At 64.5% G+C, this 13,262-nt stretch carries 15 protein-coding genes; 8 read left to right on the forward strand and 7 right to left on the reverse strand.

Going from position 1 to position 13,262, the window contains the following annotated elements:
* Positions 1-40: 40 nt before the first annotated feature.
* The gene (locus UB31_RS21745) at positions 41-829 is read right to left on the reverse strand and encodes a CPBP family intramembrane glutamic endopeptidase (RefSeq protein ID WP_045012339.1); all 789 of its coding nucleotides are present in this window, start codon (positions 827-829) and stop codon (positions 41-43) included.
* A 21-nt stretch (positions 830-850) separates the two neighbouring features.
* Positions 851-1,621 (reverse strand): M15 family metallopeptidase, encoded by a 771-nt coding sequence (locus UB31_RS21750; RefSeq protein WP_045012340.1) that lies wholly within the window; start codon positions 1,619-1,621, stop codon positions 851-853.
* Positions 1,622-1,838: 217 nt separating this feature from the next.
* Between UB31_RS21750 and UB31_RS21755 the strand changes: the two genes are divergently transcribed.
* The 4 genes from UB31_RS21755 (at position 1,839) to UB31_RS21770 (ending at position 6,211) form a co-directional block, all read left to right on the forward strand.
* Positions 1,839-2,786, forward strand: coding sequence for an aspartate carbamoyltransferase catalytic subunit (locus tag UB31_RS21755; RefSeq protein ID WP_045008022.1), 948 nt, complete (start codon positions 1,839-1,841; stop codon positions 2,784-2,786).
* Positions 2,787-2,791: 5 nt separating this feature from the next.
* Positions 2,792-4,093 carry a dihydroorotase gene (locus tag UB31_RS21760; protein WP_045008758.1) on the forward strand — a complete coding sequence of 434 codons (1,302 nt, stop codon included), beginning with the start codon at positions 2,792-2,794 and terminating at the stop codon, positions 4,091-4,093.
* Between the two features lie 101 nt (positions 4,094-4,194).
* Positions 4,195-4,791, forward strand: coding sequence for a glycerol-3-phosphate 1-O-acyltransferase PlsY (gene plsY, locus UB31_RS21765; RefSeq protein WP_045008023.1), 597 nt, complete (start codon positions 4,195-4,197; stop codon positions 4,789-4,791).
* A gap of 211 nt (positions 4,792-5,002) precedes the next feature.
* Positions 5,003-6,211 carry a patatin-like phospholipase family protein gene (locus UB31_RS21770; RefSeq protein ID WP_045008024.1) on the forward strand — a complete coding sequence of 403 codons (1,209 nt, stop codon included), beginning with the start codon at positions 5,003-5,005 and terminating at the stop codon, positions 6,209-6,211.
* On the opposite strand, the gene UB31_RS21775 is transcribed toward UB31_RS21770, so the two are convergent.
* Positions 6,203-7,447 carry an amidase gene (locus UB31_RS21775; RefSeq protein WP_045012341.1) on the reverse strand — a complete coding sequence of 415 codons (1,245 nt, stop codon included), beginning with the start codon at positions 7,445-7,447 and terminating at the stop codon, positions 6,203-6,205. The genes UB31_RS21770 and UB31_RS21775 overlap by 9 nt on opposite strands.
* A 172-nt stretch (positions 7,448-7,619) precedes the next feature.
* On the opposite strand from UB31_RS21775, the gene UB31_RS21780 reads away from it, so the two are divergent.
* On the forward strand, positions 7,620-8,591 hold the full coding sequence (locus tag UB31_RS21780; protein ID WP_045012342.1) for an ABC transporter substrate-binding protein: 972 nt from the start codon (positions 7,620-7,622) through the stop codon (positions 8,589-8,591).
* Between the two features lie 84 nt (positions 8,592-8,675).
* Positions 8,676-9,818, forward strand: coding sequence for a DNA-processing protein DprA (dprA, locus tag UB31_RS21785; protein ID WP_045012396.1), 1,143 nt, complete (start codon positions 8,676-8,678; stop codon positions 9,816-9,818).
* Here the strand turns inward: dprA and UB31_RS21790 are convergent.
* Positions 9,810-10,229, reverse strand: coding sequence for a winged helix-turn-helix transcriptional regulator (locus UB31_RS21790; protein WP_045008027.1), 420 nt, complete (start codon positions 10,227-10,229; stop codon positions 9,810-9,812). The two genes, dprA and UB31_RS21790, sit on opposite strands and share 9 nt — an antisense overlap.
* An 83-nt stretch (positions 10,230-10,312) precedes the next feature.
* On the opposite strand from UB31_RS21790, the gene UB31_RS21795 reads away from it, so the two are divergent.
* Positions 10,313-10,921 (forward strand): FMN-dependent NADH-azoreductase, encoded by a 609-nt coding sequence (locus UB31_RS21795; RefSeq protein WP_045012343.1) that lies wholly within the window; start codon positions 10,313-10,315, stop codon positions 10,919-10,921.
* A 73-nt stretch (positions 10,922-10,994) separates the two neighbouring features.
* Here UB31_RS21795 and UB31_RS21800 read toward each other — a convergent pair whose 3' ends face one another.
* Complete coding sequence (locus tag UB31_RS21800; RefSeq protein WP_045012344.1) at positions 10,995-11,177, reverse strand: hypothetical protein; 183 nt, start codon at positions 11,175-11,177, stop codon at positions 10,995-10,997.
* Positions 11,178-11,350: 173 nt separating this feature from the next.
* Positions 11,351-12,124: an SDR family NAD(P)-dependent oxidoreductase gene (locus UB31_RS21805; RefSeq protein WP_045012397.1), complete on the reverse strand. Its 774-nt coding sequence runs from the start codon at positions 12,122-12,124 to the stop codon at positions 11,351-11,353.
* Between the two features lie 121 nt (positions 12,125-12,245).
* Between UB31_RS21805 and UB31_RS21810 the strand changes: the two genes are divergently transcribed.
* Complete coding sequence (locus tag UB31_RS21810; protein WP_045012398.1) at positions 12,246-12,716, forward strand: winged helix-turn-helix transcriptional regulator; 471 nt, start codon at positions 12,246-12,248, stop codon at positions 12,714-12,716.
* A gap of 160 nt (positions 12,717-12,876) precedes the next feature.
* Here the strand turns inward: UB31_RS21810 and UB31_RS21815 are convergent, their stop codons facing one another.
* Positions 12,877-13,116, reverse strand: a complete 240-nt coding sequence (locus tag UB31_RS21815) for a hypothetical protein (RefSeq protein ID WP_045012345.1) — start codon at positions 13,114-13,116, stop codon at positions 12,877-12,879.
* Positions 13,117-13,262: the final 146 nt, after the last annotated feature.

A 13,262-nucleotide genomic window follows, 5' to 3' on the forward strand; every position in this document is an offset into this window, starting at 1 on the left:
ATTCAACGAGCAATCAAGAGAATGCAGCACATCCGCCCGCCTAGCTCCCTAGCCACATCGTCAGCACCACCGCCGTCATGTTGTTCAGCGCATGCAGCACGATGGTGAGCCAGAGCGAATTGGCGCGATAGCGCATGTAGCCGAACCAGACGCCGATGGAGAAGACCTCGGCGAGGAAGTACATGTCGTATTGCAGATGCACCGCCGTCCACACCAGCGACGACAGGATGATCGCGCCGGGCACGCGCAGGAAGCTCGCCGACCAGCCGCGAAACAGGAAGCCGCGCGCCAGAATCTCTTCCGACATCGGCGCGGCCACGCTGAAGGCGAACAGAAGCAGCAGCGCGGCGCCCTTGTCGCGACCCGACTTCAGCAGATCGGTCATGAAGCCCGGAGTCGCCTCGCGGCCCAGGGATCGCGATGTGACCTCCCAGGCCAGCACGATCACGATGAGACCGACGGCGCCAAACAGGATCTGCTTCCAGGATGGCCAATGCAGCGCGAGATAATCGACGAAGGATGCCCCCTTGATGCGAATGGCGAGCCACGCGACCGCAAGCGTCGCCGGCAGACCCATGATGACCGACAACGCCAGCGCCTGAGGCTCGCCGCCGACGAGCTGCATCGATGCAAGGCTGAGCGGCAGACCGCGATACACGACGAACAGGACGATGGCGCCAATCTGTCCGACGAACATCGCGACGAAGAGGAGGGCCCCCCACAGCGCCGTGCCCCAGAATTTCCACACGCGCGGCGCGGCGTCCGCGGGCGTCACGTCAAGCGGCGGATCGTTGAAGACTTCAGAGGTCGCGAGGCTGGGCTCAGTCATGGCGCTTTCCTGCGACCGGAATCAGTTCCGCCGCGGCTGGATCGGGAAATCATAGGCCGCCCCGCCCGCCCCCGGCAGGGAAAAATGCCACCACTCTTTCGAATAGTTCACAAAGCCTTGCCGAGCCATCGCAGCGACCAGCCGCTTGCGCCAGGCACGCTGGTCCGGCGTGATCGACGGTGCTGCGGTGTGCCCCTTCGCGTCCGTGCAGTCATAGCCGGTGCCCATGTCGACGCTGCCTTCCGGGATGCGCGCCTCGACCGGCGCCGTGCAGTCGGCATAGGTTTTTGACGGATCGTATTTGGCGGAGTTGTCAGCCCTCAGATCGACCAGGGTCAGGTCGAGCGCCGCACCTGTCGAATGCTGCGAGCGGCTCGCTATATAGCCAAGGCGAAACAGCTCCGTCTTCGGGATCTTCGGATTGTAGCGCCGCTCTGCTGCTGTCTCCCGGCCGTTCTGCGACCACTTCACCATATCGAGCGATGCGCGCGCCGGTCGGTAACAGTCGAATATTTTGAGCGACAGGTTTTGCGCCGCCAGCTCCTGCTGCACCGCCTTCAGCCGCAACCCCACCTCCCGCTTCACCACACACTCGCCCGCGCCATAGCCGCTCATCGGACGGCCGATGAAATTGTTGGAGCTGGCGTAGCGGATGTCCTGGATGATGCTGGGATCGATGTCGCGCAAATAGACGAAGCCGCCGGGGAGCGATTGGGCGTGGGCTTCGCTGATGATGATTGCTGCTAAGAGCGCCGTCAGAATTGTTTTCAACTGAAGCCCCCATATCGTCATGGCCGGGCTTGTCCCGGCCATCCACGGCCTTTTTACGTCAAATGCGAATGAAGCACGTGGATGCCCGGGACATAGGCGAGCGGAAGCGACGCCGTCCTTCGGACGGCTATGCCCGGGCATGACGGAGGACGCAGAACCCGACAGATCAGGGGATAACTCCCCGCCCCGGCATTGGCCCTTGCCCCCCCAGCCATCCCCGCCTATAGCTCTCGTTTTAATGACATCAAAATCGACCTTCGTCCTCGGCCACCGGCATTTGCTGGGCATCGAGGGCCTTTCCGCGGCCGACATCACCGGCCTGCTCGACCTGTCCGAAGAATATGTCGAGCTCAACCGCCAGGTTGACAAGAAGCGCACCGTCCTGCGTGGACGGACGCAAGTAAACCTGTTCTTCGAGGCCTCGACCCGGACGCAGTCCTCGTTCGAGCTCGCGGGCAAACGCCTGGGTGCCGACGTCATGAACATGTCGGTCTCCTCCTCGTCCATGAAGAAGGGCGAGACGCTGGTCGACACCGCCATGACGTTGAACGCCATGCACCCGGATATCCTGGTGGTCCGGCATCACGCCTCAGGTGCGGTGGAACTGCTGGCCCGCAAGGTTGACGGTTCCGTGATCAATGCCGGCGACGGCGCGCACGAGCATCCGACGCAAGCGCTGCTCGACGCGCTGACCATCCGCCGCAACAAGGGCCGGATCGAAGGCCTCGTGGTCGCGATCTGCGGCGACGTGCTGCATTCGCGCGTTGCCCGCTCCAACATCATCCTGCTCAACACCATGGGCGCCCGCGTCCGCGTGGTCGGCCCGACCACCTTGCTGCCGCCGGGGCTCGAACGCATGGGCGTCGAGGTGGCGCGCGACATGCGGGAGGGGCTCAACGGCGCCGACATCGTCATGATGCTGCGGCTCCAGCGCGAGCGCATGAACGGCTCCTTCGTGCCGTCGACCTCCGAGTACTTCCATTATTTCGGGCTGGACCAGAAGAAACTCGCTTACGCCAAGCCCGACGCGCTCGTCATGCATCCCGGCCCCATGAACCGCGGCGTCGAGATCGACTCAGCCGTCGCCGACGGCGCGCAATCCCTGATCCGTGAACAGGTAGAGATGGGCGTGGCCGTACGCATGGCCGTGCTCGAAGCGCTCGCCCGCAACCTGCCGAACGCGTGATGCTCATGTTGACCGATCGACGACCCATCCTGCTTGCCAACGCCCGCGTCGTCGATCCCTCGCGGGATTTCGACGGCCCCGGCGACGTCCTGATTGCGGACGGCATAATCCGCGAGACCCGCCGCGGCATCGGAGCTGCCGGCGTCCCCGAGGGCACCGACGTCGTCAACTGCTCCGGCAAGATCGTGGCACCCGGCCTGATCGACATGCGCGCCTTTGTCGGCGAGCCCGGCTTCAGCCACCGCGAAACCTTTGCGTCCGCGAGCCAGGCGGCTGCGACCGGCGGCGTCACCACCATCATCTGCCAGCCCGACACCTCGCCGGTCATCGACAATTCGGCGACCGTCGATTTCGTGATGCGCCGCGCCCGCGACACCGCAATCGTCAACATCCAGCCGATGGCGGCGCTCACCAAAGGGATGCACGGCGAGGAGATGACCGAGTTCGGCCTGCTCAAGGCCGCCGGCGCAATCGCCTTCAGCGACAGCGACAAAAGCGTGACCAATGCGCAGGTGATGCGCCGCGCGCTGACCTACGCGCGCGATTTCGACGCGCTGATCGTGCACTACACCGAGGATCCCGATCTCGTCGGCGAAGGCGTGATGAACGAGGGCGAGTTCGCGAGCCGGCTCGGCCTGATGGGCATCCCGAACGCGGCGGAGGCCGTGATGCTCGAGCGCGACATGCGCCTGGTCGCGCTCACCGGCGGGCGCTATCACGCGGCTTCGCTGACCTGCATCGACTCGCTCGAAATCCTCAAACGCGCCCGTGACGCCGGCCTCGCCGTGACCGCCTCGGCCTCGATCAACCATCTTGCGCTGAACGAGAACGATATCGGGCCCTACCGCTCGTTCCTGAAGCTGTCGCCCCCGCTGCGCACCGAGGACGACCGCCGCGCGCTGGTCGCAGCCGTGGCCTCCGGCCTCATCGACGTCATCATGTCCGACCACAATCCGCAGGACGTCGAGGTCAAGCGCCTGCCGTTCGCGGAAGCCGCACCCGGCGCCATTGGGCTTGAGACCATGCTGCCGGCGGGCCTGCGGCTGGTCCATAATGACGAGCTGGACCTCAAGACGCTGATCCGGGCGATGTCGACCCGGCCAGCCGAGATTCTAGGCCTGCCCGGCGGAACCCTGCGCACCGGCGCACCGGCGGACGTTATCGTGATCGATCCCGATGTCCCCTGGGTGGTCGATCCCGCCGATCTCAAATCGCCCAGCAAGAACACGCCATTCGACGAAGCCCGCTTTACAGGCCGCGTGGTCCGGACCATCGTTGGCGGACGGACGGTTTTTGAGCATGTCTGAGATGCCGTATTTTGGCGATGCGGGCCGCGTCTCACGTCGCCGCCGTAACACGTCAGGACCAGATCATGGGCGCTGGCTATGTCGGACATGGAGACACCCCCATGGGGCTTGAAGCATTCCTGCCGGTGGCCTTCATCATCGGCTACCTCCTCGGCTCGATTCCGTTCGGGCTGATCCTGACCAAACTCGCCGGCACGCAGGACCTGCGCTCGATCGGCTCCGGCAGTATCGGCGCCACCAACGTCCTGCGCACGGGACACAAGGGCCTTGCCGCAGCAACCCTTCTGTTCGACGCGCTCAAGGGCACTGCGGCGGTGGTGATCGCCGGCTACATCGCAGGCCCGAATGCCGCGATGGTGGCCGGGCTCGGCGCCTTCCTCGGCCATCTCTTCCCGGTCTGGCTCAAGTTCAAAGGCGGCAAGGGCGTCGCCGTCTATATCGGCATCCTGCTTGGGCTGTTCTGGCCGGCCGCCGTCGTTTTCTGTGTGCTCTGGTTAGCTACCGCCTTCACCACCCGCTATTCCTCGCTCTCGGCGCTGGTGGCGTCCTTCATCACCCCAATCTTCCTGTGGTGGTTCGGCCATCTCGCATTGTCTGCGCTGGCCGTGGTGCTGACGCTGCTGCTGTTCTACGCCCATCGCGAGAACATCAAACGGCTGCAATCGGGCAAGGAAAGCCGGATCGGCGAGAAGGCCTAGAGCGTTTTCGAGCGAAGTGGATACCGGTTCGCGTCAAGAAAACGCGTCAAAACAAAATCTAAGACCGGAAAAAGTACGGATACCGCCGCGCCTCCTCCGCATTATATGCCAATTCCTGTTCGCAACTCTGGGCCGAATCACGGTTGTATTGGCGAACGGGTTCCATGCCTGTCATCCTGACAGAGGAAATGGCGTTACGCGGTAGCTCAGAATGAGCGAGAAGATTATCGGCACGCATGATGAGGGTGGCTTGCAGGGCACTGCAGCAAGCCGGCTGCTCTCGATGACCAATATCTGGTCCGATGCGCCCTCGCCCCCTCCTGCGCCAAAGCCCGCCGCCGTTTCATCGCCGGCTCCGCCACCTGCTCCTGTTGCGCCAGTTGCTCATGCTGTCGAGCCTGTAGCTGTCGCCACGCCGGTCATGCCAACGCGGACCGCGCCCTCAACACAATGGCCGCCCCGAAAATTGTCGCTGGCCTTGCAGGGTGGCGGCACCTTTGCCGCCTTCACCTGGGGCGTGCTGGAGCGGCTGCTGGAAGAGCCGTCGATCGAGATCGACACGATCAGCGGCGCCAGCGCCGGCGCCATCAACGCGCTGCTGCTCGCCAGCGGTTTTGCCGAGGGCGGGCGCGAGGGCGCCCGCGCGCGGCTGAACCGGTTCTGGGTCCGGCTCATGCACGAGGCCTCGTTCCGCTCGCTGATGCTGGTCGGCGGCTTCTCGCCGGCGGGAAGCTCGGTCGCGTTCGGGCCGACGCTGCGCTCCGGTCAGTTCGATCCGTTCGATCTCGACCCGCTGCGGCTGGCGCTGTCGCGCGACATCAATTTTGCGGCGCTGCGCGATGCGAGGTGCCCAAAGCTTCAGATCGCGGCGACGCGGATTCGTGACGGGCAGCAGCAGATCTTTCGCAATGACGCGATCAATGCTGACGTCGCGCTCGCCTCGACCTGTCCGCCTCTGGTTCACTGTGCCGTCGAGATCGAGGGCGAGGCCTATTGGGATGGCGGCTACGGCGGCAATCCACCGCTCGTGAAACTGGTGCAGGAAACTGCGGCGACGGACGTACTGCTCGTTCAAGTCACCCCGTCCCGAGACAATTATGTGCCGATCACGCTCGCCGCGATCGACCGTCGGCTCGACCAGATCGCGGCGAATGCCGCCCTCAATGCCGAGATCGCAGCGCTGGAATGGGCGCGATCGCACGCAGCGCCTTCGCTGCGGCTGTTCAGGATCGCTGCGGAAGACTCGATCGAGGGCCTGGCGCAGCGCTCATCGACCGACCTCGGCCGCGGCTTCATCCGCCTCTTGCATCGGAGCGGCCGCCAGGCCGCCGAGCGCTGGCTCGGGCAAGGTTCGAACGCCGCCGTTGCGCGGCCGACGCCAGGTCAGCGCATTGTCTCTGCCGAACCCGCGCTAGCCTGATTTCGCCAACGCATCCTCCAGGAACCACGCCGCTGCGAGTGCGCCGGGATCATTGCCGAAGCGCGCGATCACCTGCACGCCGATCGGCAGTCCGCCGACCTTCAGCACTGGCACGTTGACGCAAGGATTGCCCATCAGCGTCCACAGCCGGTTGTAGCGGGGCGAGCCGGTCGAGGCCAGCTCCTTGGCTGGTGCTGTGCCCGGTGCGGAATAGGTCAGCAGCACGTCGAAACCCTCGAACATTTCAGCCAGCTCGCGGCGGCCACGACGGGCGATCCGACGTGCGTCGTCATATTCCTTCGGCGTCAGTCCGACGGTCTCATCGAGGCTGGCGCGCAGCATCGGCGCGATCTCGTCGTGACGCTCGGAAAACTCCCAGGCGAGCGCGCGATGCGCCTCAAAATCCTGGATGATCGGGTGGATGCGCCAGGCTTCCTTCACCGCCTCGGGCAGGTCGATGGTCCGGACGCTGGCGCCGGCACGCTCGGCGGCCTTGATCGCCGCCAGCAACCCCTCTTCCGCTGCCGGCTCCACGGCTTCCGCAAACTCCTGCCTGACCACGCCGATGCGCGGCGCCTTGGCCGCGACAATGCCGGAGAATTCGGTGCGGCCGGTCATCGCCAACAGTCCACGCGCGAGATCTTCGGCGCGGGCGCCGAACAGGCCGACCGTGTCGAGCGCCCATGAATAGCATTTGACGCCGATGGTCGGCAGCATGCGGAACGACGGCTTGATCGCAGCGGCGCCACAATAGGCTGCCGGCCGGATCACCGAGCCGCCGGTCTGGGTGCCCAGCGCCAGCGGGATCATTCCGGCGCCGACCGCCGCCGCCGAGCCCGACGACGAGCCGCCCGGCGTGTGGCCAACATTGTGCGGATTGAGCGTCGGCGTCGGATCGCGCGAGGCAAACGCCGTGGTCGTGGTCTTGCCGATGATGGTGGCCCCCGCCCGCTTCAGCATCATCACGACCGGCGCATCGGCGCGCGGCTGCCAGCCCCGATAGATCTCCGAGCCCATCTCGGTCGGCATATTGGCGGTGTCGATGATGTCCTTGATGCCGACAGCGATGCCGCGCAGCGGCCCGGAGGCTTGTGCCTTGGCTGACTTGTCATGCCGGACGAAGGCGCGGACGTCCTTCTCCCTGGCCTCGATCGCCGCGTGCGATTGCGCGATGGCGTCCTCAGGCGAAAGCTCGCCCGCTTCGATGCGGCGCTGGAGGTCGGCAAGTGAGATCATGGCAAAACCCTTCTTATTGGCATCGCTTTTAGCATTGCGAAGGAGCCACGCAAGCGCTGACGCGGTGTCGGCTTAGGCAGTGCGCGTTCTGATCCACCCGTTCGTTGACGTGGCTGGACCAGTGCCGAAAAATGCTTACTGTTCGCTAGAGGATGAGCGATTAAGCGCAGCTATGAAACGACGCGGATTCATCACTTTGGCCGGTGGGGCGTTGGCGTGGGCAACCGCCGCACGCGCTCAGCAAGTGAAGCGCGTCTCGCGGATCGGCCTTTTCCTCCCCCCACCGCGAAATGCGGAGGTCGACGCGTTCCTCGTTGCGCTGCGCGGTCTCGGTTGGGTTGAGGGCGAGAACGTCCACGTTGAATATCGCGACGCCGATGGCGACGACAACCGGCTTCCGGCGCTGGCTGCTGAACTGGTCGCCCTCGGCGTCGACGTTCTCGTGACAGCTACATTTCCCGGGGTTCTTGCCGCGCACCGTGCGACGACCACAATTCCAACCGTGATGATCGTCGGTCCCGATCTGGTATCCTTGGGCCTTGCAGCCAGCATGGCTCATCCCGGTGGCAACATTACCGGACAGACCTTTTTCCTCACGGAACTAGCTGCGAAGCGGTTGGAGGTTCTTGCGAGCATAGCTCCCTCGATGACCCGCGCAGGGGTGCTCATGCAACGAGGCAACCCCCTGAACAACGGCACAATGAGTGCCATGACGAACGCCGCGTTGGCAATGAAGGTGGAGCTGCGACCGATCGAGGTTGACATCCCCGGCGACCTCGACAACGCGCTATCAATCGTCGGCTCCACCGCTATGGACGGTCTCGTGATCACGGACGCCAATGCGTTTGTGACCAATTCGGCGTTGGTCGGGGCGATTGTCGAAAAGTGCCGCGTGCCATCGATTGCCGCACCCATCGTCGCGTCCCGGGGGGCCGCGCTGGTAGGGTACGGGGTGGACTTCACCTCTATGTTTCGCCGCGCCACTGTTTTCGTTGACAAGATATTGAAGGGCGCGAACCCGGCCGACATCCCCATCGAGCAGCCAACCCAGTTCAGGACGGTCATCAACTTGAAGACCGCCAAGGCGCTCGGCCTCGAGATTCCGCAGTCGTTGCAGGTGCGCGCGGACGAGGTCATCGAGTAGGAGTGCCGACTTCTCCTCCTCGGTCCATGATTGCGGCGATAGAAACAAACACACCCCCTGTTGCCCACTCCCTCAGGTTGTTCCATTCTGCTCCCACAAGGAGACACCGTGGACGCCATCAATCCGAGCGTGGAGCTGACCGAGACTGAGCGGATCGACCGTTTGCGGCTGATCCGCTCCGACAATGTCGGGCCGCGCACCTTCCGTTCGCTGGTCGATCATTTCGGCACCGCGCGCGCGGCGCTGGAGCGGCTGCCTGATCTGGCGCGTCGGGGTGGCGCCGCGCGATCGGGGCGTATCTGTAGCGCTGACGAGGCGAAGGCCGAGCTCGCCGCGAGCCGCAAGTTCGGCATCGCCTGGCTCGCACCCGGCGAGGACGGCTATCCGGCACGGCTGGCAACGCTCGACGACGCGCCGCCGCTGCTTGCCGTGCGCGGCGACAACGCGACCTTGATGCGGCCGATGATCGCCATCGTCGGCTCGCGCAATGCTTCCGGCGCCGGACTGAAGTTCGCAGGCTTGCTCGCCCGCGAGCTCGGCGAGGCCGGTTTTGTCATCATCTCGGGACTTGCGCGTGGCGTTGACCAGGCCGCGCATCGTGCGAGCGTCGAGAGCGGCACGATCGCCGTGCTCGCCGGCGGGCATGACTGCATCTATCCGCCCGAGCACGGCGATCTGCTCACAGCGATCCTCGACCGCGGTGGCGCTGCGATCTCCGAGATGCCGCTCGGCCATGAACCGCGCGCCCGCGATTTCCCCCGCCGCAACCGGCTGATCTCGGGCGCCTCGCTCGGCGTGGTCGTGGTGGAGGCCGCGCACCGCTCGGGCTCGCTGATCACCGCACGCATGGCTGCCGAACAGGGCCGCGAAGTGTTCGCCGTCCCCGGCTCGCCGCTCGATCCGCGCGCCGCCGGTACCAACGATTTGATCAAGCAGGGCGCGACACTCGTCACCGAAGCTGCCGACATCATCAACGCGGTCGCACCGATCATGGAGCGCCCGGCGATGCGCACCGCAGGCGAGCCCGACAGCGAGCCGTTCGAGAGCGATCCGCAAGGGCACGACCGCGGCCAGATCACCGGCCTGCTCGGCCCTGCCCCGATCTCGATCGACGATCTCGTGCGGATGTCCGGCGCCTCGCCCGCAATCGTGCGCACGGTGCTGCTGGAGCTCGAGCTCGCCGGCCGGCTCGAACGCCATGGCGGCGGACTGGTTTCTCTACTTTAGCCCGTCGTTGCGCTTGTCGAACCGCGTCCGCGCGCCCTCGATCTCCGGCAGATGCGCAAACGCCCATTTGCCAAGCGCCTGCACGGGATCGGCGAGCCCGCGACCGAGTTCGGTCAATTCATAATCGACCCGCGGCGGAATGGTCGGAAACACCGTCCGTGTCACCAGCCCGTCCCGCTCGAGCCCGCGCAGGGTCAGGGTCAGCATTCGCTGCGAGATGCCGTCGATGATGCGCTTGAGCTCGTTGAAGCGCTTCGGTCCGTCGCCAAGCGTCATGATGACGAACACGCTCCATTTATCCCCGACGCGCGAGAGCACCGAGGCGACGCCGCGACAGCCGGCGTGGTTGGGATCCGGCCGCGTCGGAGGGGCAGGCAAATCGATGTGTGCAGGTTTCAATAATGTGCTCATGGCCCAAAAATGTGCGTTCTTGCGGAGATTTCGACAGTCACTCATGTAGCTCTGGTTACAAACATATACCATGGGTGATCCAAATGAAACTCCTCCATATCGACTCCAGCGTGCTCGGCCCCCACTCCGTCAGCCGGCAGGTTTCCGCCGCCATCGTCGACCGGCTACGTCAGTCAACGCCGTCGCTCGAAATCGTCTATCGCGACCTGACCCAGACCCCGCTTGCCCACCTCTCCGGATCGCACCTCGCGGCTGCGCAGGGCGCGCCAGCGCCCGCGGAACTTGGACCCGATCTCGCCGCAAGCGCGGCTGTTCTGAATGAGTTCCTCGATGCCGACATCGTCGTGATCGGCGCCCCCATGTACAATTTCACGCTTCCGAGCCAGCTCAAGGCGTGGATCGACCGCGTCCTCGTGGCAGGGAAAACGTTCAAGTACGACGCGAATGGCCCGCAGGGTCTTGCCGGTGGCAAGCGCGTGATCGTGGCCATCTCGCGCGGCGGCTATTATGGCGCGGGCACGCCTGCTGCGATCGGCGAGCATCTCGAAACGTATTTGCGCTGGGTGTTCGGCTTCATCGGCGTCACCAACCCCGAATTCATCTTCGCCGACGGCATCCAGGTTGGCCCGGACCATCGCGAAAAATCGCTCGCGAACGCGCTCCAGGCGGCAACGAGCCTGCGCGCGGCCTGAGGCCACGCCGACACCATCAGCCGCCGTAAGATTGCCTGCGGCGGCTGATCAAACGGGCGGACGTTCGGTGAAGCTAAAACCAGGCGCCCTGCACGCCCAGGATGACGGCAACGAGCGAAATGAACAAGCCGATGCCGGAGAACAGCGCGACCCCAATGAACTCTGACGTGTCGGAACGCTTCGCAGGTATGGCGGATTTTTCGGTGTAAATACGCGGTGCTGAAATCGGAGAAAAAATGCGTGCTGCCTTTGGCATAACGGGTTCCCTTGAATGGGTCTTTTGACCCCGGCCTGTAAAAAGGTCTTGGCAGCACGCACGAAGGTTCAACGCATCACGCAAGCTTCAGAAAATACATCTGGCGAGATGTGGGAACCGGCCGGCGCAACCGCTTGGCATGCGCCGACCGATTCAATTTGCATCTGAATTGATCAACCGCGATAGATCGGCGCGCCCGCTGGTGATCCGGTCGAACCACCATCGACGAAGATCTCCGCACTCGTGACATGTGCAGAATCATCCGACGCGAGGAACAGCACCGTCTTCGAAATGTGATCCACTTCACCAATGCGCCCGAGCGGAGTCGTCTTGGCGATGCGGCCCTCCAGCACGGCGAATGCCTGCTCTGTCGGTGCAGCGCCCTTCCAGATCGGCGTGCGGATCGCGCCCGGCGCCACCACGTTGACGCGGATGCCGCGCGGCGAAAGCTCTGAGGCGAGCACGCGCGCCATCCCGCGCACGCCGGCCTTGCTCGCGGCGTAGGCCGCATAACCGGGATTGCCGAGCACCGAGATCACCGAGCCGTTGAGGATGATGGATGCGCCGTCATTGAGATGGGGTAATGCCGCCTGCACGGTGAAGAAGACCGAGGTCAGATTGGTGCGGATCACCTGCTCGAACGCCGCGAGCGTGGTGCCGCCGACCGGCGTGTTGCCGGGGATGCCGGCATTGGCGAACACGATGTCGAGCTTGCCGAATTTCTCGATCCCTTGCGCGATCGCCTTTTCCGTGGCGGCGATGTCGGTGATATCAGCTTCGACGGCAAGGCCGTTCGGCCCGAGCTCTTTCGCAGCAGCCGCCAGCGTCTCCTTGTTGCGCCCGGTGATCACCACCTTCGCGCCTTCCGCGACGAACAGCTTTGCCGTCGCAAGTCCGATGCCGCTGTTGCCGCCGGTGATCAGTGCCGTCTTGTTCTTGAGCCTCACGCTCGCCTCCAGTGGTTGCATAATGAAACTACACTTGCCATCTAGGGCATATGGTTTTATGATGCAACCACACAAGCGCGTGATCGATGCCGGGATCCGGCAGACGCAGCGGGACGAGACGATGGTGAAACGAACGAGCTTCGAGGGCGATTCCTGTCCGGTTGCACGATCGCTGGAGGCGATCGGCGACTGGTGGTCGCTGCTGATCATCCGCGAGGCGCTGCTCGGCCTGCGCCGCTTCGGCGAATTCCAGAGCAAGCTCGGCATGGCCAAGAACATTTTGGCCGCGCGGCTGCGGTCACTGGTCGACCACGGCATTTTGGAAACCGCCCCGGCTTCCGATGGCAGCGCCTACCAGGAATATGTGCTGACGCCGAAGGGCCGCGGCACCTTCCCGATCCTGGTGGCACTCCGGCAATGGAGCGAGGCGTTCGACGATCGCCCCGAGGAGATCGCGACGATTCTGGTCGATCGCGAGAAAGGCCGCCCGGTGAAGAAGCTCGAGCTGCGTGCGGAGGACGGGCGGTTGCTCACGCAGGCGGAGACAACGCTGAAGCTGCGACCCGCGCCGCGCCGAAGGTCGGCTGGATAACGTTACTCACGATCTCTCCTCAGTGTCGTCCCGGCGAAGGCCGGGACCCATAACCACAGGGAGACGTTAGGCGAAGGCTGGTCGTTCGGGATTGGCACCGCGTTCAGGTCGATGGACTCCGCGGTATGGGTCCCGGCCTTCGCCGGGACGACAGAAGAGCTCACGACAACTTCCGCTTGGTACGCAGCCTGAGATGCTCGTCGGCCTCGAGCTGCGTCATGCCCAGGAGATAATGCAACACGTCCAGCTTGTGGCGCTCGGCGAGCTTGCGCAGCGCGGCTGTCTGCTCGGCGATGAAGCCAACCGCCTCATCCGCCCCGCCCTCCCCCGGTTCCTCGTTGCGCGAGCCTCCCGCCACGCCTGATGCGGCGCGCGTCCGTTTCTTTCCTGGCTTTGTCACCAGACCCCACCGAATCCATGCCCCGCTGGAACTGTACGCCTACATCAATCGCAACTCCAAGGTGGTAATTTACAACTTTCTCGATATGAAACTTTTCCCATTCCGCGGGCCTTCAACACCCTTCGATTTGACAGCGGGGGCCTCAC

The sequence above is a fragment of the Bradyrhizobium sp. LTSP849 genome (genome assembly GCF_000938255.1).
Lineage (GTDB): Bacteria > Pseudomonadota > Alphaproteobacteria > Rhizobiales > Xanthobacteraceae > Bradyrhizobium.